The organism is Klebsiella sp. WP4-W18-ESBL-05 (genome assembly GCF_014169075.1).
Taxonomy (GTDB): Bacteria; Pseudomonadota; Gammaproteobacteria; order Enterobacterales; family Enterobacteriaceae; genus Kluyvera; species Kluyvera ascorbata_B.
This window is the reverse complement of the sequence record NZ_AP022057.1, coordinates 819075-839866: the sequence shown is the minus strand read 5'-3', so window position 1 is coordinate 839866 and position 20792 is coordinate 819075. Positions and strand designations below refer to the sequence as shown.

Genomic DNA, 20792 nt, shown 5'->3' with positions numbered 1-20792 from the left:
CTGCGCCCGGTTTTATTGCCCTTCCAGACGGTATCCCGCCATAAAATAACGCACGGTAGTACTGGAATCGTGCTCTCTGAAAAAATCCATGACCATCTCTTTGTCGAGGCCATAGCGCCGCGTCAGAATTCCCGCTTCCCAGGCGCTCAGCTGGCGGTCCCCCGTCTTCTCAAACATCCGGTGCGAAAATCCCAGCACAAACCCGCGTTTATAATCGGTGCAAAAACCAATCACTTTTTGCGCGCTGTCGGCATAAGGCGCCTTCAGACCCGCGATCAACCCTTTGCCAAAATGGTTATCCATCGACGTCTCCTCAATCGTTATATATAAAATTATATAGCGATTTTTTAAGCGATGCCTAGCGCTATTTCGGCGCTACCCCCAAAGGGGAAAGCCGCGCCTTTTCGTGCGCCAATTCGCGGCAGTGTGATCGCGACGACGGGCGGCCTGGCGTAAAGCCAGTATTCTGGAAACAGCGTTTCAAAAAAAGAAGGAGAAACTATGGCCTGGCAAGCAAACCCAGCCCGTTATGAAGACATGCAGTATCGCTACTGCGGCCGCAGCGGTTTACAGCTCCCTGCACTGTCCCTTGGCCTATGGCACAGTTTTGGCCACATCCACGCGTTAGAAGGCCAGCGCGCGCTGCTGCGTAAAGCCTTTGACTGCGGGATCACCCATTTCGATCTGGCGAATAACTATGGCCCGCCGCCGGGCAGCGCCGAAGAGAACTTTGGCCGCCTGCTGAAGGAGGACTTCGCCAGCTACCGCGACGAGCTGATCGTCTCCACCAAAGCCGGATACGATATGTGGCCGGGGCCTTATGGTTCCGGCGGCTCGCGCAAGTATCTGCTGGCAAGCCTCGACCAGAGCCTCCAGCGGATGGGGCTGGACTACGTCGATATTTTCTATTCTCATCGCGTTGATGAGAAAACGCCGATGGAAGAGACCGCCAGCGCGCTGGCTCAGGCGGTACAGAGCGGTAAGGCGCTGTACGTCGGCATATCCTCTTACTCATCTGAGCGTACGCAGGCGATGGTCGCGCTGCTGCGCGAGTGGAAAATCCCCCTGTTGATTCACCAACCTTCTTATAACCTGCTCAACCGCTGGGTCGATAAGAGCGGTCTGCTGGATACGCTAGCGGACAACGGCGTCGGCTGCATCGCGTTTACCCCGCTAGCGCAGGGGCTATTGACCGGCAAATACCTTAACGGCATTCCGGACGGTTCGCGCATGCAAACGGAAGGCAAAAAGGCGCGCGGCCTGACGGAAAATATGCTGAGCGAAAGCAACCTCAGCAGCCTGCGCCTGCTCAACGAAATGGCGCAACGGCGCGGGCAGTCGATGGCGCAGATGGCCCTAAGCTGGCTGCTGAAGGACAGCCGCGTGACATCCGTGCTGATTGGTGCCAGCCGGCCGGAACAAATCGAAGAGAACGTGAAGGCGCTGGCGAACCTGAGCTTCTCAGCAGAGGAACTGGCGCAGATTGACAAGCATGTCGCCGATGGGCAGTTGAATTTGTGGCAGGCGTCGTCGGATAAGTAAGCGCGCCCGGGAGTATCTGTAGGCCTGATAAGCATAGCGCCATCAGGCATTTCGGCGCACTCTGCCGGATGGCGGCGTGAACGCTTTATCCGGCCTACATCTCGTGCATATCACCACAGCCGCGCTGGGAGAATCTGTAGGCCTGATAAGCATAGCGCCATCAGGCATTTCGGCGCACGCTGCCGGATGGCGGCGTGAACGCCTTATCCGGCCTACATCACGACTTTTTCCCGCGGGTCAGGCTATCGAGATAGCCCATCACAAAGGCCGACAGAACAAAGGTCAGGTGAATAATCACGTACCACATCAGTTTGTTATCCGGTACGTTTTTAGCGTCCATAAACACCCGCAGCAGGTGAATAGACGAGATAGCAACAATCGACGCCGCCACTTTATTCTTCAGCGAAGTGGCATCCATTTTGCCCAGCCAGCTCAGCTTCTCTTTGTGCTCGCTGATATCCAGCTGCGAGACAAAGTTTTCATAGCCAGAAAACATCACCATCACCAGCAGGCCACCCACCAGCGTCATATCCACCAGCGACAGCAGCGTCAGGATCAGATCGGCTTCCGCCATGCTGAAAATGTTCGGCAGTACATGCAGAATCTCCTGAAAGAACTTCAGGGTCAGGGCCAGCAGCGCCAGAGAAAGACCGAAATAAACCGGGGCCAGAAGCCAGCGCGATGCGTACATCGCATTTTCCAGAAAGCGTTCCATAATGTCCTGTTTTTGAGTCAGATTCGCCCTAGTATATCTCAATCAGGCAACATCACATCAACACTTCAGATCACACATCATGTGTGCGGACAAACGGTCGCTGTAAGTCCGGCCACACCAGCGCCACCAGCTCGGGATAGGCCTCCTCGGCAAACTCCTCGTAGCACTGCTGCAGGCCAAGCACCACCGGGTCAACGTCGGTGACCCGCTCGCCTTTCAGGCAGCGGCGCTTAATCTCATCGTAATATTCATAAACTGCGCCGTTGAGATTGCGACAACGTTCCTGCGCTTCAAACAGGCCGGGGGTCTCTTTCAAGCGTTCGGTGGACATACGCTTAATCGTCGACTGGACAAAATCGATATATTCATGATTAATACGCCAGTACCAGGCAGGCGTGATCCGGCTCATCAGCGCGGCAAAATGGTTTTCGCCTTCGTCTTTGTCCAGCGGTGCCGCCGCCGGGGAGGGAACGGTTTCATTATTGGTTTCAGATGTTTCGTTATTTTGGCCATACATAAAAATTAAAATAACGACGGTAAGTAACAGCAACAGCATCACAAAATAAATAATACCGCTCATGGCTTTCTCCACTTTTTTTGATTTTAAAAGTGCACCATGTTAATGTCAACGAACCTCACTATAATAAAAAATACGCCCCAGCCATTCGACAAACGACGCCTATATGATTGCTGAAACCCTTATCCCAGCCCGTTTCTGCATACCGGCATTGGACGCAGAAAACAAGGATGCACAGGCCAGCCAGGGGGGCGAGCCTGAGAAAGTCTCGCTCGCGTTCTGGCAGGACGACGTCTTGATTGGCGGCGGCCAGTCACGTAACCCGCTGCTGGAAGAGCGCGATCGTCATATAAAAGACAGGTTATATCGTATTGCAAAAATTGAAGCTTTTGCACTTATGCTAAATAACCTGGTGGTTCAGGGGGAGATCTCCGCGCTGGAGCTAAGCCAAATTATGGAGATAAAAACCCAGGAGATAAATGAAGACGGTAATAAAATCTGGCTTAATTTAATGACCCAGGAAAGAACCGTTCCCTTATTTTATAATCTGACGGATAAGTGAACATGAAACTTGTCGATGTTAGTGCGGCTAATATACCGTTAAGCCCACAGATCAGTGATGAGACTATCCTTCAGCGTAATCTCCAGACGTTACGCGAGGAAAAAAACTCCGAAGGACGGCGTATTTCCGGCCTCTCTGAGCCTATCCCCGCGGCGCTGGTCAAGATGAAGTGGCAGCATCGCCACGAAATATACGCCTACCAGGTAAAAGAAGAGATTCTGGGCGCCGCGCTGTGTGAAGTGATGGCCCGCTACCCGCACCTGCGCGACAAAATTCTGGCACATACCGAATCCTGCTATCAGCACGTGCTGAACCGCGAGGCCGCGACCCTTGAGATCAGCCGCGGCCTTGCAGATGGTGATTACCGCACTTCAAACGTGATCCTGAAGACCGAAAAAGAGGGCGAAAAACGCCCGGATCAGCCGATTATCTCCATGGCGAAGTGATCGAACGCGCAGTGACCCCGACGCTCGTGTTCCTCCAGCGACACCGCCAGCAGCCCCACTTTTGCCCCCACCCATTTGCCCTTACCGGCGGCGAAAGGCTGAGACAGCGTCTGCCACGGGGAGCTTTCCTCACGCCAGGCAAAGCGACAAATGCCGCCGTAAGATACGTCGACTTTTAGCGCGCAGGCCGCAACCTCAAGCTGGGCCACCGTCTGACGATGCTCACGGACAACGCCCGCATCGCTCATCCAGCCCGTCACCCATAGCAACTGATACGCTGCACCGCGTTTTTCCAGCAGCAGCGCGGCATAGCGCTCACCGTAAACGATCAATCCACCGGCATCACCGCTGGCACCATCGCACAGCTTCAGCGAGGTTTCAGCGCTGAACCGCCAGGCCGGGAACTTTTGCAGCAGCAAATTGGGCTGCCAGTAGATGCTGCGTTTCGTTTCCGGCTGCGGCAGCGAGACGCAGCGGAGATTCAGCGTATTCGTCCCCGGCAGCAGCCAATGCGAGTTTGGGTTCGCCTGCCACTGCCACTGTAACCCGGGTAAACCAGCGGTAAAGTTATCGCTGGTTTGCGGCCTTATCGTCGGCGACGGCGACAGGCTGGCCGGGCGCGGCCAGCGTAGTACCGGCTGCCCTTCTCCATCGTCCCCCAGCGGTTCTCCCAGACGCGGCCAACCGTCAGCCGCCCAGCGCATCGGCTGTAAATGCACAACACGGCCATAAAGATGCGCGTCCTGGAAATGAACAAACCAGCACTCGCCGTCGTCGAGTTCAACCCAACCGCCCTGGTGCGGACCGTTAACCGACGTATTGCCCTGGAACAGCACATTCTTCGCCACCCAGGGACCGGTCATACTGCGAGCGCGCAGCACCGTCTGCCAGCCGGTTTCCACGCTGCCCGCCGGAGCGAAAATATAGTACCACTCGCCGCGCTTGTAGACCTTTGGCCCTTCCAGCGTCGGCTGGTCGCAGCAACCGTCGTAGATAATTTGCCCTTCGCCGCGCAGCGTTGTGCCGTCTGGCGCCATGGCAAAAAGTTGAAGCTGATGCTTGATTCCGCTGCGGCTATGGGCGAAAGCATGCACCAGCCAGGCGTCGCCGTTGTCGTCCCAGAACGGACAGGGGTCAATCCAGCCTTTGGCGGGCTGCACGCAGTGCGGCGCGCTCCACTGGCCCCACGGGTCATCGGTGTGACACATAAAAATGCCTTCATCCGGCGTGCTGAAAAAGACCCACAGCTTATGGTCATGCCAGCGAAGAGAAGGGGCCCATACCCCTTTTCCCGGCTGGTATTCATCATATCCGGCCAGCGGTAACGCCTGGAAAACGTGGTTGATAATCTGCCAGTTGATCAGGTCAGTCGAGTGCAGTATCGGCAGCGCAGGCATATGGTTAAAGCTGGATGAGACCATAAAGAAGTCATCGCCAACCCGTACAATGTCCGGGTCTGAATAATCAGCGCAGAGAATGGGGTTCTGGTAGTCATTCGGTATCATTTCATCTTCCTCAGGCTTTATGCAAAACGCCGCTGACGGTTTCAGGCTCAGCGACGGTCGCCGCCTGTTGGCGCGCGGAAAGATCGCGCTGGATGGTCGCCATTGCGCGGTCGTCCAGCGTATAGAAGCGCGACAGCCACCACAGCACCAGATAGGAAAGCGATGGCCCCAGCGTTAGCAGGCCAACAATGCCCATGGTCGCCATCGGCGTTTGTTCAGCCACGCCAGCCTGATAGCCAAACAGCCCCAGCGAAAAGCCGACCACCGCGCCCGCGACCGCCATGCCCATTTTGAGCGCAAACAGGTTGCCCGAGTACGAAAGGCCGGTGATGCGACGACCAAACTTCCACTCGCCGTAGTCGGCGGCGTTGGCCATCATGTTCCACTTAAACGGTTGATACATTTGATGGAAGAAGCCCACCAGGAAATACAGCGGGAACACCACCGGCAGCCAGGTCGGCGGCACAAAGAACATCACGACGCCCACCGCCACCAGCAGCAGGTTGATGTTTTTAAACAGCGACACCGCACGATAGCGCTTCGCCAGCCAGCCCGCCGCGAGGCTGCCGACAATGGTGCCGACCACGCTGGTTGACACAAACGCCGATTTCATCGCCGTACCGGCGGCAGACTCAACGCCGCCCATCATCAGGTAGGTGGCGTAATACAGCGTCGCCGCGCTGCGCATCACCCCAGCCATACTGGAAAAGAAGGTAATGATTGCCACGATCCGCCACTGATCGTTCGCCAACAGCGAGCGCAGATCTTCACGAATACTCCCCTGCTGTTCCACCGCAGGCGCCACGCGCTCGTTGGTGGAAAAGAAACAGAACGCCAGCATCACAATGGCGATCGCCCCCATAATGCCCATGGTGGCCTGAAAGCCGAACTGTTTGTCTTCTTTGCCCAGATAGTCCACCAGGAACAGCGTGGCGACTGAAACCATCAGCCCGGCGATCGACGAAATGGTAAAGCGGTAGGACTGCGCCGACAGGCGATCTTTTTCATCGCGGGTGATAACACCGCCTAACGCGCAGTACGGAATATTGATAAAGGTGTAACACAGCATGAGTAAGGTGTAAGTCAGGTAGGCGTAAACCAGCTTACCCGATGCGCCAAAGGCGGGGGTGGTGAAGGTCATCACCGCCAGCACGGCGTAGGGAATAGCGAACCAGATAAGCCAAGGGCGGAAGTGGCCCCAGCGGGTTTTCACCCGGTCGGCAACGATGCCGGTGAGCGGGTCGGTAATCGCGTCCAGCACGCGCGTTACCAGGAACATCACCCCCACCGCCGCCGCGGAGAGGCCGTAAATATCGGTGTAAAACCAGGTTAAAAACATCGTGACCGATGAATAGACGATGCCGCAAGCAGCATCGCCCATGCCGTATCCCAGCTTTTCGGTGAAAGACAATTTCCTCTCGTTTACCATGCGTAATTCCTCCTGAATTGAAGAGGCTTCAATGTAGGAGGATGAAAATGGCAATCCTATTGTCATTTTTCATACTGGCATTACGTTTTCTGGCAACTGCGAAAGTTGTCACATAACTGGACGATTTGTCATACACCTTTCGATTTTGTGAGCCTACACCAGCCTGAATACCGAAATCGCCGACTTCAGTTCCCCGGTTTGCTGCTGCTGCTGATGCGCCACCTGAATAGTTTGCGCCACGTGCTGTGCGTTCTCCTGCACGCTGGCATCAATGTGGGCAATACTGCCCTTCATCTGGAGAACGCTGGCGCGCTGCTGGTCGCTCATGGATGAAAGCACGTCGACGCAGGATTGCAGACTATCAATGTTGCTGATGATCGCCGCCATGGTTTTCCCGGCCCGCTCAACCTGCTCACTCCCCTGATGCGTACGCTCGACTGAGGCGGAAATGAGCTGGCGGATATCGCGTGCAGCGCCTTCACAGCGGAGCGCCAGCGTGCGCACTTCGGCAGCCACGACGGCAAACCCTTTGCCGTGCGCGCCGGCTCTGGCCGCTTCAACGGAAGCATTGAGCGACAGAATATTCGTCTGGAAGGCGATGCCGTCAATCATCTCCAGAATGCCGCTGATCTTTTGCGATTCATCACGGATGTGCGTCATGGACGCCATCGCCGCGCGGATATTCTCTCCCCCTTCTCGCGCTACGCCGCTGGCCTGCTCTGCCAGCGATCGCGCTTCGCTGGCCTTCTCGCTGGTGAGCGAGGCGGCGGCGGCGAGCTGTTCCATGGCGCTGGCGGTGACTGCCAACGAACGCGCCTGGCTGTCCGTACGTTCAGACAGCGCCGTATTGCGCTGCAGCAGCGTTTGCGATGCATCCAGCAGTTGAGAAACGTTGCCGCTGACCTGCTCCAGCGTCGTTCGCATGGCGTCGAGCGTCAGGCTAAAGGTACGGGCAAAAGGCGAACGGCTGGTTTTGCTGTCGCGCTCAAGCGTCAGGTAACCCGACTCGCGGTTAATCACCGCCGCCAGCTTCGCCACCTCGCTAGCCGAGCGAGCATCCTGCTCCATGCGTACTGCCAGAAAGACCAGGAATACCGTCTGCACGACCACAAACAGGCCGTGCATAATCACCATATGCAGGCCGGGGTGCATAAAGACGGCAATATGAAATAAGCCATATTGCTGTAAATAATTAAACACCAGATGATGCAGCGCAATCACCGCCGCGCCCATAATTAACGGCCGCCAATCACGCCAGGCCAGCAGCGCAGAGAGCAGTACAAATACCGAAAAATGATATTCAGTTTCCCCTTCACCAAGCTGAATAAGTAGTGCAGAGTAGGCCATCAAAATAACAGCATAAACCAGCCGGGCGATCAGTCTGCCGGAGAAAAGCAGCGTCATGATGGTGCCAAGGACAGTCAGACAGCTTGCCACCAGCAACGCCAGAGCAGGATTATCATGGCGCCATCCCACCGCGAGCGAAATAAACCACATAACCCAAACCAGCACCAACAGCAGGCGGTCCGCCCTCTGACGAATTGTCGATAACGAGATGAGGTCACGATGCGTACCTTCAGCTTGTCGCAAAGATATTATGGCCATGATAATGTCCGTCCGCTGCAGGTTTATATATTATTGTTAGCGTTCAGAATTAAGCGTAGAAAGGTTATTTCAGGCTAGCCACTCTAACGTTAAAAATATATAACGCGAATGAAGCACTGCTAAATAACATTTAAATATCAGCAGAAATGCCGTGCAGAAAATAAGACTTAAGATAAATATGATATTACCAGGGAGATATAACGGATGGCGCAGAGCGCGCCATCCGGTGTGATTATTTTTTCGCGACGGTCTCTTCGCCAACCAGGCCAATCTTCAGATAGCCCGCCTGATGAAGCGTATCCATAACCTTCATCATCGTTTCATAGTCCACCGTTTTATCGGCGCGGAAGAAGATGGTGGTGTCTTTCTTGCCTTCCGTCAGCGCTTCCAGCGCCGTGACCATGTTGTCATCGGTGATGGGATCATTACCGAGGAACATCGATTTATCCGCTTTCACCGACAGGTAGACCGGTTTTTCCGGGCGTGGCTGCGGTTGGCTAGAAGACGCCGGCAGATTCACTTTGACATCGACGGTCGCCAGCGGTGCGGCAACCATGAAGATAATCAAGAGCACCAGCATGACGTCGATAAACGGCGTCACGTTGATTTCATGCATTTCGCCGGTGTCGTCCAGATTTTCATTAAGACGCATTGCCATGGGGCATTAACCTACTCGTAATTTCTGGGCGGTACGGACCGGATGCACGCCGCTGGCGCTGAGATCCAGATCGCGACTCTGCAGCAGCAGAACCTGGGCGGCCACATCGCTAAGGTTGGCCTTGAAGCCGCCGATGAGACGCGCGAAGACGTTATAAATCACCACCGCCGGAATCGCGGCAAACAGGCCAATCGCAGTCGCCAGCAGGGCTTCTGCGATACCCGGTGCCACCACCGCCAGGTTAGTGGTTTGGGTCTGGGCGATACCGATAAAGCTGTTCATGATGCCCCATACGGTGCCGAACAGGCCGACGAACGGAGAGATAGCACCGATGGTCGCGAGGAAGCCGTTACCGCGTCCCATGTGACGGCCTACCGCCGCAACGCGACGTTCAAGGCGGAAACCGGTACGTTCTTTAATGCCTTCGTTGTCTTGCGAACCGGCCGAAAGCTCGAGTTCGTTCTGCGCTTCATTAATCAGCTGGCTGCTCAGGCTGCGGGCGTCGAATGCGGCGGCCGTTTCGTGCGCCTGATTGAGTGAACGCGCATCGGCTAACAGCTTCTGTTCGCGCTTGAGGCGGCGCTTATGAGAAATGAGCTCGGCGCCCTTGCTGAAGAAAATAGCCCAGGTGACGACGGATGCCAGTATCAAGCCAATCATGACCACTTTAACCACGATGTCGGCATGATGATACATACCCCAAACGGAGAGATCCGCCTGCATCAAATTATTACCCACTGTGTATCTCCAGGACATAAATCACAAAATCTGAGACCAATAATATCAAAACAACGTCGAATTGATAGTAGTTCTCATTAGTATTTACATATTGACTCAAATCACACTTATTTTCCTTGCGCTTACGCAGTAAAAAAGTTTTCTGCGCGCTTTTTGGCAAAATTTTCTCCTGTATGCGTTTGCAACGCGCCATCGCATGAACAATCATGATAGTTTAGACGTCCAGACGTATAAAAACAGGTAGACCCAAGATGGCAGACAAGCACCTTGATACCGCGCTGGTTAACGCCGGACGCAGCAAAAAATACACCCAGGGATCGGTAAACAGCGTGATTCAGCGCGCCTCTTCGCTGGTTTTCGAGACCGTTGCCGCCAAGAAACAGGCAACCCGTAACCGCGCCAACGGCGAGCTGTTTTATGGCCGTCGCGGGACGCTCACGCATTTCTCACTCCAGGAGGCCATGTGCGAGCTGGAAGGCGGCGCCGGCTGCGCGCTCTTCCCCTGCGGTGCGGCGGCGGTCGCCAACACCATTCTGGCCTTCGTCGAGCAGGGCGATCACGTCCTGCTGACCAACACCGCCTATGAGCCGACGCAGGATTTTTGCACCAAAATTCTTGGCAAGCTGGGCGTGAGCACCGGCTGGTTCGACCCGTTGATTGGCGCCGACATTGCTGGCCTGATCCAGCCCAACACCAAAGTGGTGTTCCTGGAATCACCGGGTTCGATCACCATGGAAGTGCATGACGTACCGGCGATTGTTGCCGCCGTGCGCAGCGTTGCGCCCGAGGCGATCATCATGATCGACAACACCTGGGCGGCGGGGATTCTGTTCAAAGCGCTCGATTTCGATATCGATATTTCCATTCAGGCCGGCACAAAATATTTAATTGGTCACTCAGACGCCATGGTCGGTACGGCGGTAGCCAATGAACGCTGCTGGGCGCAGCTGCGCGAAAATGCCTACCTGATGGGTCAGATGCTCGACGCGGATACCGCCTATATGACCAGCCGCGGCCTGCGCACGCTGGGCGTGCGCCTGCGCCAGCACCATGAAAGCAGCCTGAAAATTGCCGAATGGCTGGCACAGCAGCCGCAGGTGGCGCGCGCTAACCACCCGGCGCTGCCGGGCAGCAAAGGCCATGAGTTCTGGCAGCGCGACTTCACCGGCAGCAGCGGCCTGTTCTCCTTCGTTTTGAATAAACGTCTGAATAACGATGAGCTGGCGCAGTATCTCGATAACTTTTCGCTGTTCAGCATGGCGTACTCGTGGGGCGGCTTTGAATCGCTCATTCTGGCCAACCAACCGGAAGAGCTCGCCAGCATCCGCCCTGAAGGTAAGATTGATTTTGAGGGCACGCTCATCCGCGTTCACATCGGCCTGGAGAACGTTGACGATCTGATTGAGGATTTAGCGGCAGGATTCGCCCGCATCGTGTAACATAGCCGGGTCCGGCATGGTCAGTGCCGGGCGGGTTAGCAATGTTTTTGGCGCAGCCTACGGCGGCGTCACCGATGTTGAGAACAGTCGGTTCCCGAGTGCCCTCGTCGCCAGGCGTAAACAAATTTCACGTGATTGTCAGCCTGGCTGAACAATACGGCTTCATTTGTTGCGCCCGGGATCAAGGTGTTCTTAAGAATTCGGGCGTACAATAAGTGAAAACGCTGTTCCACAGGAATGTCCATGGTCGTTATTCAAGATATAGTCGCCGCGCTTTGGCAGCACGATTTTGCTGCCCTGGCGAATCCGCACGTCGTGGGGGTTGTTTATCTGGTCATGTTTGCCACTCTGTTTCTGGAAAACGGCCTGCTCCCCGCCTCCTTCCTCCCCGGCGATAGCCTATTGCTATTGGCGGGCGCGCTCATCGCCAAGGGCGTGATGGGCTACGTCCCTACCCTCGTCATCCTGACCACCGCCGCCAGCCTCGGCTGCTGGCTGAGCTATATTCAGGGGCGCTGGCTGGGCAACACCCGAGTGGTAAAAGGCTGGCTCGCACAGCTGCCGGAAAAATACCATCAGCGCGCAACCTGTATGTTCGACCGCCACGGCCTGCTGGCGCTGCTCGCCGGGCGCTTCCTGGCATTCGTGCGCACCCTGCTGCCAACAATGGCGGGCATTTCCGGCCTGCCGAATCGTCGCTTCCAGCTGTTTAACTGGCTAAGCGCGCTGCTGTGGGTGGGCGTGGTCACCAGTCTGGGCTACGCCATCAGCATGATTCCGTTCGTGAAGCGCCATGAAGATCAGGTGATGACCTTCCTGATGATTCTGCCGATTTTCCTGCTGGTTGTCGGGCTGCTCGGCACGGTGATTGTGGTTATCAAGAAAAAGTATTGCGACGCCTGATCGCATAGCACACGTAGGCCGGATAAGGCATTTACGCCGCCATCCGGCAACGTGCGCCGGGTTTGCCTGATGGCGTTGCGCTTATCAGGCAAACCTCTTTATCCGGCTCCTGATTACATGCCACGCAGTCGTGCCGCATCCTCCCCCGGCGTGAGCCCGAAGTACCGCTTAAACTCCCTGCTAAACTGCGACGCGCTTTCGTAACCCACCTGCATGGCCGCTGCGCTGGCCTTCAGCCCATCGTGCGCCATCATCATCCGTGCTTTATGCAGCCGATAGGTTTTCAGATATTGCAGCGGCGAAGTGCTGGTGACTGACTTAAAATTATGGTGGAACGCTGACAGGCTCATGTTTGCTTCGGCGGCCAGCTGATCGACGCTCAGCGATTCGGTGTACTGGCTTTCAATGCGCTTCAGTACCCGGCCTATCTGGCTAAAGTGCGTCTGGCGGCTGACCAGCGCCATCAGCGCGCCGCCGCGCGGCCCGGTCAGCACGTGGTACAGCATCTCACGAATAATCTGTTTGCCGAGAATACGAGCGTCCAGCGGGCGTTCCATCACGTCCAGCAGGCGCTCAGCGGCGCAGAGGATCTCCTCAGACAGCGTCGCCGAGTTGATGCCGCTTTCCGCCACCGAGGGGCGAAACAGTGGGTCTTCGCCAATGTCCATCAGCAGCGCCTGAAGCTGAAACAGATCGACATCAAGCCGCAGACCGGCCAGCGGCGCATCTTCAGTCGCAAAAGTTTCACATTCGAAGGGTAAAGGTACCGTCAGCAGCAGGTATTCGTTCGCATCGTAGCGGAAGGTACGGTCGTTGATATAACCGATTTTATAGCCGGAAAAGAGAAAAACGATGCCCGGCCGGTACATCACCGGCGTGCGCCCGTTTGGCCGGGTGCCGTAGATAAGCTGAATCTCCGGCAGCAGCGCCTGAAGATTTTGTTCGTTATTTTTCAGCTGCTTAATTTTCTCTGTCAGCAGCGCACAGATTTCGTCACGGTTCATCAACGGGGGCTCCAGATGCCTTTTCCAACGCAATCATTGTGACCATGATTAACGTAATTCTCCAGCCATATGGAGAAATGGGCAAGACAAACGCAGAAATGTGCATTGAGAGGTACGGCGACGAGGACCACAATGATGTCATTCGGCGGCGACCTTTCGCCACCTTGTTTTTCACCCACCAAGAAGGGAACGAGCAATGTTTAATTTTGATCTTCACACCCCGACCCGCATCCTGTTCGGTAAAGGCGCTATCGAAAATCTGCGCGCTCAGATCCCGGCAGACGCCCGCGTACTGATTACCTACGGCGGCGGCAGCGTGAAAAAAACCGGCGTACTGGATCAGGTTCTGGCCGCGCTGAAAGGCCTGGATGTGCTGGAATTCGGCGGCATCGAGCCAAACCCGTCCTATGAAACGCTCATGAACGCGGTGAAGATTGCCCGCGAGCAAAAGGTGACTTTCCTGCTGGCAGTCGGCGGCGGTTCCGTACTCGACGGCACTAAATTTATCGCCGCTGCGGCGCACTACGATGAAAGCATCGATCCGTGGGAAATTCTCGAAACCTACGGCAGCAACGTAAAAAGCGCTATCCCGATGGGCTCCGTCCTGACCCTGCCGGCGACCGGTTCTGAGTCAAATAAAGGCGCGGTCATCTCCCGTAAAACCACCGGCGACAAACGAGCCTTTATGTCTGCGCACGTCCAGCCGCAGTTCGCCATTCTGGACCCGGTTTACACCTACACCCTGCCGCCGCGCCAGGTCGCTAACGGCGTTGTCGACGCCTTCGTTCACACCGTTGAACAGTACGTGACCTACCCGGTTAACGGTAAAATTCAGGACCGCTTTGCCGAAGGCATTCTGCTGACCCTGGTCGAAGATGGCCCGAAAGCGCTTCAGGAACCGGAAAACTACGACGTGCGCGCCAACATTATGTGGGCCGCCACCCAGGCGCTTAACGGTCTGATCGGCGCGGGTGTGCCGCAGGACTGGGCAACCCATATGCTGGGGCATGAGCTGACCGCAATGCACGGTCTGGATCACGCGCAGACGCTGGCTATCGTGCTGCCGGCACTGTGGAATGAAAAACGCGACACCAAGCGCGCTAAGCTGCTGCAATATGCCGAACGCGTATGGAACATTACCGAAGGCACAGACGATGCGCGTATCGATGCCGCCATCGCCGCAACCCGCAGCTTCTTTGAAAAAATGGGCGTACCAACCCGCCTGTCTGACTACGGTCTGGACGGCAGCTCCATCCCGGCGCTGCTGAAAAAACTCGAAGAGCACGGTATGACTAAACTTGGTGAAAATCAGGATATTACCCTCGACGTGAGCCGTCGTATTTACGAAGCCGCTCGCTAATCCATCCTCGCTTTACCTTTCGTTTTGGCATATTTAGACCAGACTTAATCCTACAAACCTTATCGGGGCACGCCCCGATAAGCTGATGAAAAGGAGAAATGCATGACACAACCAACCGTGATTAAACTGCACGATGGCAATGTAATGCCGCAGCTGGGCCTGGGCGTATGGCAGGCCAGTAATGAAGAAGTCGTGACCGCAATCCACAAGGCGATTGAGGTCGGTTACCGTTCCATTGATACTGCCGCCGCCTACAAAAATGAGTCAGGCGTGGGTAAAGCGATTAAGAGCGCAGGCATTGCGCGTGAAGATCTGTTTATCACCACCAAGCTATGGAATGACTCCCATCTGCGCGCCGCCGACGCGCTGCAGGAAAGCCTGGAACATTTGCAGCTCGACTATCTCGATCTGTACCTGATCCACTGGCCAGTGCCCGCATCGGATCACTACATCGACGCATGGAAAGCGTTGATTGCGCTGCAACAACAGGGGCTGGTCAAGAGCATTGGCGTGTGTAACTTCCAGGTTCCGCATCTGCAGCGGCTGATTGACGAAACCGGCGTTGCGCCGGTGATTAACCAGATTGAACTGCATCCGCTGATGCAGCAACGCCAGCTGAATGCGTGGAACGCCACCCACAAAATTCAGACCGAATCGTGGAGCCCGCTGGCACAGGGGGGCGAAGGCGTGTTCGATCAGAAAGTGATTCGTCATCTTGCCGACAAGTACGGTAAAACCCCGGCGCAGATCGTCATTCGCTGGCATCTCGACAGCGGTCTGGTGGTGATTCCAAAATCGGTGACGCCGTCGCGCATCGCCGAAAACTTCGACGTCTGGGACTTCCGCCTGGATAAAGACGAGCTCACCGCTATCGCCGCGCTGGATCAACGCAAGCGTTTAGGGCCGGATCCTGACCAGTTCGGCGGTTAATCTCTCAAGCCCGGCTCACGCCGGGTTTTTTATTGCCTGCGTCTGCTACAGTAACGATTCTACGTTAACGGAGAGGACGCCATGAGCTGCATTTTTTGCCAGATTGTTGAAGGTAAAGCCCCCTGCCATAAGGTCTGGGAAGACGAACATCATCTCGCCTTTTTATCGATTTTCCCCAATACCGAAGGCTTCACCGTCGTGATCCCTAAAAAACACTACCCCAGCTACGCATTCGATATGCCGCCGCAGGCGCTGGCAGACTTAGTGCTGGCGACGCAGAAGGTCGCCAAATTACTGGATAACACCTTCGACGACGTGGGGCGCACGGGGATGTTCTTTGAAGGCTTCGGCGTCGATCATGTGCACAGTAAGCTCAGCCCGATGCACGGCACCGGCGATATGCGCCAGTGGCGGCCGATCGAAAACCGGCAGACAAAATTCTTCACGCAGTATGAAGGGTATTTATCCTCACACGATCATGAACGCGCGGATGACGAACAGCTGGCGGCGCTGGCAAAAAGAATCAGAGATATGCAGGAAAAATCGGAGAGCCGGTAACATTAAGGCGCGTCGGGATAACATGCATCATGCAAAGGAAATGCAGAATGGGAAAAATGATCCGTGGGTTGTTTTTACTGCCGCTCTTGTGGCTGAGCACCAGCGCCCTGGCGCAGCCGACGCTTTCACCACAACAAACCGTTGAACAGCTTTACCACGCCTATCTGAACGATGAGCAGTTCGTCTACTTTGGTGAAACGGGCGAAACGCGAATTATCTCTCAGCGCCTGGTCGAAGAATTAAACGAAAACGATCGCTATATCCTGCCGGGTGATGAAGGCTTTCTGGATTACGACCCGATGTGCGGCTGCCAGGATTTTGAATCCCCCTTTGTGGAAAGCATCCAGGCCACGCAAAGTGATGCCACGCACGCCGAGGTCACGGTGCGCTTTCATCCGCTAAAAAGCGATAGCGCGGTCCTCACGCTCATTACGCTGACGCTGATTGCCGAAGGCGATCGCTGGAGGATTGATGACGTAATCGATAGCGACAGCAATGGCGTTACGCTCTACCAAAGACTCCATGCCGAAAACCAACGGATGCGCGCCAGTCTCGTGGGATTACAGCATCCGCAGCCGCAGATTTTTGTCCAGCGCGTCTATGCGCAGCTTGCTCATTCTCCCGTCCCCTGGACGGCGATGGCGACTCCAACGCTGCTTCAGGCGCTCATCGATTATGAACATGCGGAAGGCAATAGCGGTAAAACGTTTGAAGATCCCCACACGCTGGAATATATCAATAGCAACCCATTATGCGGATGCAGCGAGGGCGACTTTCAAAAAATCATCGCCATGAACGTGGTGGAGCAAAATACCGGGCAGGCCAAAATTCACGTTGCGTATTGGCTCAACGAAAATACACCCGGCGAGCGCGATATCGTGCTAAGCAAAATAGAGAATAATTGGGTGATAGAAGATGTGATTCTTCCCGGGGAAGGCAGCCTTTTACAGCGGCTGCGCAGCGTGGCCGCTGAGGACAGAGCAACCCGCGGCACGCCATCAACCTGATGACACACCGCGGGTCTCAGCGCATTAACGCGCCGGTTTGGCCCGTTTTTTCATCGCGTCGGCCGATGGCTTACGCGGCTGTGCGGCAGGAGCTCTTTTCGCCGCTGTCGGCGTCTGGCGCTGATGTGCCACCGGCGTATGCTTGGTCAGCGCCGGGCGCGTATTGCGATTCTGGCGACGCGCTTCGCGCATCTCATCCAGCGTTGGCGCCGGGACCAGGCAATCGCGACGGCTGCCGATCAGATGCTTTTTCCCCATCGCCTCTAGCGCGGTACGGATCAGCGGCCAGTTAGCCGGATCGTGATAGCGCAGCAGCGCTTTATGCAGACGGCGCTGTTTATCGCCCTTCGGCACCACCACGTCTTCACTCTTATAGCCAATTTTACCCAGCGGGTTCTTGCCGGTGTAATACATGGTGGTCGAGTTCGCCAGCGGCGATGGATAGAAGTTTTGTACCTGATCGAGGCGGAAACGGTGCTGCTTGAGCCACAGCGCCAGGTTCACCATATCTTCATCACGCGTGCCTGGGTGCGCGGAGATAAAGTAAGGGATCAGATACTGTTCTTTGCCCGCCTGCTTCGAATAGGTGTCAAACAGCTCTTTAAAGCGGTGATAGCTGCCCATCCCCGGCTTCATCATTTTCGACAACGGCCCTTCTTCAGTGTGCTCCGGCGCAATCTTCAGGTAGCCGCCGACGTGGTGCGTCGCCAGCTCTTTAATGTAGCGCGGGTCTTCCACGGCCAGGTCATAACGCACGCCGGAAGCGATCAGGATCTTTTTGATGCCTTTCAGGTCGCGGGCGCGGCGATACAGGTTGATGGTCGGCGTATGGTCGGTATCCATATGCGGGCAAATTTCCGGGTACACGCAGGAGAGACGACGGCAGGTCTGCTCGGCACGCGGCGACTTACAGCGCAGCATGTACATGTTGGCCGTCGGGCCACCAAGGTCGGAGATAATGCCGGTAAAACCGGGCACCGTGTCGCGAATGGCTTCGATTTCGTTGATGATCGAATCTTCAGAACGGCTTTGAATAATGCGCCCTTCGTGCTCGGTAATCGAGCAGAACGAGCATCCGCCAAAGCAGCCGCGCATGATGTTGATAGAGAAGCGAATCATCTCATACGCCGGAATACGCGCCTTGCCGTATGCAGGATGCGGCACACGCTTATACGGCAGCGCAAATACGCTGTCCATCTCTTCGGTCGACAGCGGGATAGCCGGCGGGTTAATCCAGATATAGCGGTCGCCCTGCTTCTGCATCAGCGCACGGGCGCTGCCCGGGTTGGTTTCATGGTGAAGAATGCGCGAAGCGTGAGCGTACAGCACCTTATCGTTTTTCACTTTTTCAAACGACGGCAGCAGCACGTAGGTTTTTTCCCACGGTTTCGGACGCGGCGGCTGTACGGTAACCACTTTTGCTTCCTGCTTTTTCGGCGCTACCGGCTTGTTGTCGGCGCACGGCAGGTCTTCCCCGTACGGGTGCGGAATGGGGTCGATTTTCCCCGGGGTGTCGATACGGGTGGAGTCGACGCCGGACCAGCCCGGCAGCGCTTCTTTAACGATAATCGCAGTGTTGCGCACATCGCGAATTTCAGTGATTTTTTCGCCCAGCGCCAGGCGGTGAGCCACTTCCACCAGCGGGCGTTCGCCGTTGCCGAACATCAGCATATCGGCCTTGGCGTCGATCAGCACCGAGCGGCGCACGGTATCAGACCAGTAGTCATAGTGGGCGGTACGACGCAGGCTGGCTTCAATACCGCCGAGGATCACCGGCACATCTTTCCACGCTTCTTTACAGCGTTGGGTATACACCAGCGTCGCGCGGTCCGGGCGCTTGCCCGCCACGTTGTCCGGGGTGTAGGCGTCGTCATGACGCAGCTTCCGGTCGGCGGTGTAGCGGTTGATCATCGAGTCCATGTTACCGGCGGTAACCCCGAAGAACAGATTGGGTTTGCCCAGACGCATAAAGTCGTCTTTGCTGTTCCAGTCCGGCTGGGCGATGATCCCTACGCGGAAGCCCTGCGCTTCCAGCATACGGCCGCAAATTGCCATCCCGAAGCTCGGGTGGTCGACGTAGGCGTCGCCGGTTACCAGAATGATGTCGCAGCTATCCCAGCCAAGTTGATCCATCTCTTCACGTGACATCGGCAAAAACGGCGCCGGCCCAAAGCAGGCGGCCCAGTACTGCGGCCAGGAGAAAAGGTCGCGATCCGGTTGGATCAGGGAGATAGCGCTCATGTTGCTTCCAAAAAATGGTAAAAAAATAATCAAAGGTCGGGGATTATAAGCCCGATCGACGTTCTATGAAACGGGATTTTTTAACGCGTTGATAACCCCGGCGTCGCGACGCTCGGCCGGGTTGTTTAGCGATGTCTTACGGCGCGGGGTTCACCAGAATCTGGCCAATGGAGCCGCGATCGGCCAGCTCCAGCGTCTGGCTGGCGAACTGGAACGGGAAGTGCGGCCACGACGGCTGACCGTAGTAGACCAGCAGCTCGACCTGGCCGTCAATCCAGACGGTGTCTTTCCAGCCGCGATCTTCCGGCAACGGCATCGCGCCGTTGACGTTACGAATCTGGAACATCACACCTTCAATATGGAACGACTGCGGCGCGTCCGCGCGCACCGTCCAGCGCTCCCAGGTGCCCTGCTGCGCGGTAATATCAATACGCTGCGGGTCCCACAGCTGACCGTTGATACCAGGATCGTCGCCCAGTCGAATATCACGGCTGCGCAGCGGCGTACCGCTGAGTATTTCCGTCGGCAGGATACGCATCGGTAAGTTATCGGTCACTAACGGCAACAGGCCCGTCGGGCGTAGGGTTAGCACCAGCGTGGAAACCAGTATGCTCGATGGCTCAAAGAAGCCGCGGATGCGATCCATAATGCTGGCAGACTCGCCGCAGGTGATGGACACTTCATCACCGTTGGTCATATCGACCAGCACTTCGCGGCGCTCGCCCGGCGCCAGCGACAGCTGGGTCGTCGAAACCGGTGCCGGCAGGAAGCCCTGATCGCTGGAAATCACGTGCAGCGCGCGCCCGTCGCTCATACGCAGCATATAGCGGCGTGAGTTTGAAGCGTTGAGCAGGCGCAGGCGCACCCAGCCGCGAGAAACCTCGACGTAGGGGCCCTGCACGCCGTTCACCAGCAGCGTGTCACCCACAAAACCGCCGCTGCCCGGTTCGCTATAAACGGGCGTACCGAAGTTATCCAGCCGTTTGTCCTGAATGATGATCGGAAAGTCGTCCACGCCGTAGTGGCTGGGGAATGGTAAGGACTTACTTACTTCATCTTCCACGAGCCACATGCCCGCCAGGCCGTTATAGACCTGCTGCGCCATATGGTTCGGCGTGTTGGCCTGATACCACAGGGTCGCCGCACTTTGGCGGATCGGCAGCACCGGCGCCCAGTCGGCATTAGGCGTCATCATGCGCGCCGCGCCGCCAATCAGCGGACCCGGCACCTGCAGGCCGCGCACGGTCATGGCGACATTTTCGGTGAGGCGGTTACTGTAAATGAGCTTAACGTCATCGCCGTTCCAGACGCGGATAGTCGGCCCAAGGTAGCGGCCGTTGACGCCCCATACCTGCGCGCGGGTGCCCTGGCTAAAAGACCAGTGCGCACGCTGTAGCGTTAAGAAAAGGGGCTGTCCGCGACGAGACTCCAGCAGCGGAGGTACCGGCAGCGCGGGCTGCTGCCCTGCGGCCTGCGCCTTCAGCGGCACCGCGCCTGCGCAAAGCGCAACGCCCGAAGCCTGAATAAACTGACGCCGACTGAGTGACATATAAGCTCCATCAAAACTGACAAATCAAACGTGGGAAATCACTTTCCCAACAGCAAAACGGCATACGGCAAGCGCGTTTGCGCG

Annotated in this window: 20 protein-coding genes and 1 pseudogene; 9 read left to right on the top strand and 12 right to left on the bottom strand. The window is 56.3% G+C overall.

Annotation, left to right across the window (positions count from 1 at the left end):
* Positions 1-12: 12 nt before the first annotated feature.
* Positions 13-303 (bottom strand): DUF2623 family protein, encoded by a 291-nt coding sequence (locus H7R58_RS04065; RefSeq protein ID WP_106929715.1) that lies wholly within the window; start codon positions 301-303, stop codon positions 13-15.
* Between the two features lie 198 nt (positions 304-501).
* On the opposite strand from H7R58_RS04065, the gene H7R58_RS04060 reads away from it, so the two are divergent.
* A complete protein-coding gene (locus H7R58_RS04060; RefSeq protein ID WP_182930021.1) occupies positions 502-1542 on the top strand; it encodes an aldo/keto reductase in 1041 nt (346 codons plus the stop codon).
* Positions 1543-1584: 42 nt separating this feature from the next.
* Here H7R58_RS04060 and H7R58_RS25585 read toward each other — a convergent pair.
* From H7R58_RS25585 to H7R58_RS04050, 3 genes and pseudogenes are all read right to left on the bottom strand, one after another.
* Positions 1585-1743, bottom strand: a pseudogene (locus H7R58_RS25585) (hypothetical protein); the annotation flags it as partial.
* 16 nt (positions 1744-1759) lie between these two features.
* Positions 1760-2257 carry a TIGR00645 family protein gene (locus H7R58_RS04055; protein ID WP_106929711.1) on the bottom strand — a complete coding sequence of 166 codons (498 nt, stop codon included), beginning with the start codon at positions 2255-2257 and terminating at the stop codon, positions 1760-1762.
* Positions 2258-2327: 70 nt separating this feature from the next.
* Positions 2328-2837: an ESA_00282 family adhesion-associated protein gene (locus tag H7R58_RS04050; RefSeq protein WP_182928514.1), complete on the bottom strand. Its 510-nt coding sequence runs from the start codon at positions 2835-2837 to the stop codon at positions 2328-2330.
* A gap of 103 nt (positions 2838-2940) precedes the next feature.
* Between H7R58_RS04050 and H7R58_RS04045 the strand changes: the two genes are divergently transcribed.
* Complete coding sequence (locus tag H7R58_RS04045) at positions 2941-3336, top strand: hypothetical protein (RefSeq protein WP_106929707.1); 396 nt, start codon at positions 2941-2943, stop codon at positions 3334-3336.
* Positions 3337-3338: 2 nt separating this feature from the next.
* Entirely contained in the window at positions 3339-3782 is a 444-nt protein-coding gene (locus H7R58_RS04040) for a cytoplasmic protein (protein WP_182930020.1), read from the top strand.
* Here the strand turns inward: H7R58_RS04040 and H7R58_RS04035 are convergent.
* The 5 genes from H7R58_RS04035 to exbB form a co-directional block, all read right to left on the bottom strand.
* A complete protein-coding gene (locus tag H7R58_RS04035; protein WP_182930019.1) occupies positions 3755-5287 on the bottom strand; it encodes a glycoside hydrolase family 43 protein in 1533 nt (510 codons plus the stop codon). The genes H7R58_RS04040 and H7R58_RS04035 overlap by 28 nt on opposite strands.
* Before the next feature lie 10 nt (positions 5288-5297).
* Entirely contained in the window at positions 5298-6716 is a 1419-nt protein-coding gene (locus tag H7R58_RS04030) for a glycoside-pentoside-hexuronide (GPH):cation symporter (protein ID WP_182930018.1), read from the bottom strand.
* Between the two features lie 153 nt (positions 6717-6869).
* Positions 6870-8321 carry a methyl-accepting chemotaxis protein gene (locus H7R58_RS04025; RefSeq protein WP_182930017.1) on the bottom strand — a complete coding sequence of 484 codons (1452 nt, stop codon included), beginning with the start codon at positions 8319-8321 and terminating at the stop codon, positions 6870-6872.
* Positions 8322-8553: 232 nt separating this feature from the next.
* Positions 8554-8979, bottom strand: coding sequence for a TonB system transport protein ExbD (gene exbD, locus H7R58_RS04020; RefSeq protein WP_106929701.1), 426 nt, complete (start codon positions 8977-8979; stop codon positions 8554-8556).
* Positions 8980-8985: 6 nt separating this feature from the next.
* On the bottom strand, positions 8986-9717 hold the full coding sequence (exbB, locus tag H7R58_RS04015) for a tol-pal system-associated acyl-CoA thioesterase (protein WP_106929699.1): 732 nt from the start codon (positions 9715-9717) through the stop codon (positions 8986-8988).
* Positions 9718-9968: 251 nt separating this feature from the next.
* Here exbB and metC point away from each other — a divergent pair, with 251 nt between their 5' ends.
* Together metC and yghB are read left to right on the top strand one after the other, a co-directional pair.
* On the top strand, positions 9969-11156 hold the full coding sequence (gene metC / locus H7R58_RS04010) for a cystathionine beta-lyase (protein WP_182934623.1): 1188 nt from the start codon (positions 9969-9971) through the stop codon (positions 11154-11156).
* Between the two features lie 243 nt (positions 11157-11399).
* Positions 11400-12059 carry a DedA family general envelope maintenance protein YghB gene (gene yghB, locus H7R58_RS04005; protein WP_106929693.1) on the top strand — a complete coding sequence of 220 codons (660 nt, stop codon included), beginning with the start codon at positions 11400-11402 and terminating at the stop codon, positions 12057-12059.
* Positions 12060-12172: 113 nt separating this feature from the next.
* Here yghB and H7R58_RS04000 read toward each other — a convergent pair whose 3' ends face one another.
* On the bottom strand, positions 12173-13063 hold the full coding sequence (locus H7R58_RS04000; protein WP_106929691.1) for an AraC family transcriptional regulator: 891 nt from the start codon (positions 13061-13063) through the stop codon (positions 12173-12175).
* 196 nt (positions 13064-13259) lie between these two features.
* Between H7R58_RS04000 and yqhD the strand changes: the two genes are divergently transcribed.
* The 4 genes from yqhD to H7R58_RS03980 all read left to right on the top strand — a co-directional run bounded on the left by yqhD (position 13260) and on the right by H7R58_RS03980 (position 16918).
* Positions 13260-14423, top strand: a complete 1164-nt coding sequence (gene yqhD / locus H7R58_RS03995) for an alcohol dehydrogenase (protein WP_182930015.1) — start codon at positions 13260-13262, stop codon at positions 14421-14423.
* A 102-nt stretch (positions 14424-14525) separates the two neighbouring features.
* Positions 14526-15353 carry a 2,5-didehydrogluconate reductase DkgA gene (gene dkgA / locus H7R58_RS03990; RefSeq protein ID WP_182930014.1) on the top strand — a complete coding sequence of 276 codons (828 nt, stop codon included), beginning with the start codon at positions 14526-14528 and terminating at the stop codon, positions 15351-15353.
* Positions 15354-15434: 81 nt separating this feature from the next.
* Complete coding sequence (locus H7R58_RS03985; protein ID WP_106929683.1) at positions 15435-15911, top strand: HIT family protein; 477 nt, start codon at positions 15435-15437, stop codon at positions 15909-15911.
* 47 nt (positions 15912-15958) lie between these two features.
* Positions 15959-16918: a DUF3828 domain-containing protein gene (locus H7R58_RS03980; RefSeq protein ID WP_182930013.1), complete on the top strand. Its 960-nt coding sequence runs from the start codon at positions 15959-15961 to the stop codon at positions 16916-16918.
* 24 nt (positions 16919-16942) lie between these two features.
* On the opposite strand, the gene H7R58_RS03975 is transcribed toward H7R58_RS03980, so the two are convergent.
* On the bottom strand, positions 16943-19159 hold the full coding sequence (locus H7R58_RS03975) for a YgiQ family radical SAM protein (RefSeq protein ID WP_106929679.1): 2217 nt from the start codon (positions 19157-19159) through the stop codon (positions 16943-16945).
* Between the two features lie 136 nt (positions 19160-19295).
* The gene (ftsP, locus tag H7R58_RS03970) at positions 19296-20708 is read right to left on the bottom strand and encodes a cell division protein FtsP (RefSeq protein ID WP_106929677.1); all 1413 of its coding nucleotides are present in this window, start codon (positions 20706-20708) and stop codon (positions 19296-19298) included.
* Positions 20709-20792: the final 84 nt, after the last annotated feature.

What these genes read in the sequence shown, in the direction of transcription:
- H7R58_RS04065 (WP_106929715.1), bottom strand. Translation starts at nt 303, where the DNA reads ATGGATAACCATTTTGGCAAAGGGTTGATCGCGGGTCTGAAGGCGCCT.
- H7R58_RS04060 (WP_182930021.1), top strand. Translation starts at nt 502, where the DNA reads ATGGCCTGGCAAGCAAACCCAGCCCGTTATGAAGACATGCAGTATCGC.
- H7R58_RS04055 (WP_106929711.1), bottom strand. Translation starts at nt 2,257, where the DNA reads ATGGAACGCTTTCTGGAAAATGCGATGTACGCATCGCGCTGGCTTCTG.
- H7R58_RS04050 (WP_182928514.1), bottom strand. Translation starts at nt 2,837, where the DNA reads ATGAGCGGTATTATTTATTTTGTGATGCTGTTGCTGTTACTTACCGTC.
- H7R58_RS04045 (WP_106929707.1), top strand. Translation starts at nt 2,941, where the DNA reads ATGATTGCTGAAACCCTTATCCCAGCCCGTTTCTGCATACCGGCATTG.
- H7R58_RS04040 (WP_182930020.1), top strand. Translation starts at nt 3,339, where the DNA reads ATGAAACTTGTCGATGTTAGTGCGGCTAATATACCGTTAAGCCCACAG.
- H7R58_RS04035 (WP_182930019.1), bottom strand. Translation starts at nt 5,287, where the DNA reads ATGATACCGAATGACTACCAGAACCCCATTCTCTGCGCTGATTATTCA.
- H7R58_RS04030 (WP_182930018.1), bottom strand. Translation starts at nt 6,716, where the DNA reads ATGGTAAACGAGAGGAAATTGTCTTTCACCGAAAAGCTGGGATACGGC.
- H7R58_RS04025 (WP_182930017.1), bottom strand. Translation starts at nt 8,321, where the DNA reads ATGGCCATAATATCTTTGCGACAAGCTGAAGGTACGCATCGTGACCTC.
- exbD (WP_106929701.1), bottom strand. Translation starts at nt 8,979, where the DNA reads ATGGCAATGCGTCTTAATGAAAATCTGGACGACACCGGCGAAATGCAT.
- metC (WP_182934623.1), top strand. Translation starts at nt 9,969, where the DNA reads ATGGCAGACAAGCACCTTGATACCGCGCTGGTTAACGCCGGACGCAGC.
- yghB (WP_106929693.1), top strand. Translation starts at nt 11,400, where the DNA reads ATGGTCGTTATTCAAGATATAGTCGCCGCGCTTTGGCAGCACGATTTT.
- H7R58_RS04000 (WP_106929691.1), bottom strand. Translation starts at nt 13,063, where the DNA reads ATGAACCGTGACGAAATCTGTGCGCTGCTGACAGAGAAAATTAAGCAG.
- yqhD (WP_182930015.1), top strand. Translation starts at nt 13,260, where the DNA reads ATGTTTAATTTTGATCTTCACACCCCGACCCGCATCCTGTTCGGTAAA.
- dkgA (WP_182930014.1), top strand. Translation starts at nt 14,526, where the DNA reads ATGACACAACCAACCGTGATTAAACTGCACGATGGCAATGTAATGCCG.
- H7R58_RS03985 (WP_106929683.1), top strand. Translation starts at nt 15,435, where the DNA reads ATGAGCTGCATTTTTTGCCAGATTGTTGAAGGTAAAGCCCCCTGCCAT.
- H7R58_RS03980 (WP_182930013.1), top strand. Translation starts at nt 15,959, where the DNA reads ATGGGAAAAATGATCCGTGGGTTGTTTTTACTGCCGCTCTTGTGGCTG.
- H7R58_RS03975 (WP_106929679.1), bottom strand. Translation starts at nt 19,159, where the DNA reads ATGAGCGCTATCTCCCTGATCCAACCGGATCGCGACCTTTTCTCCTGG.
- ftsP (WP_106929677.1), bottom strand. Translation starts at nt 20,708, where the DNA reads ATGTCACTCAGTCGGCGTCAGTTTATTCAGGCTTCGGGCGTTGCGCTT.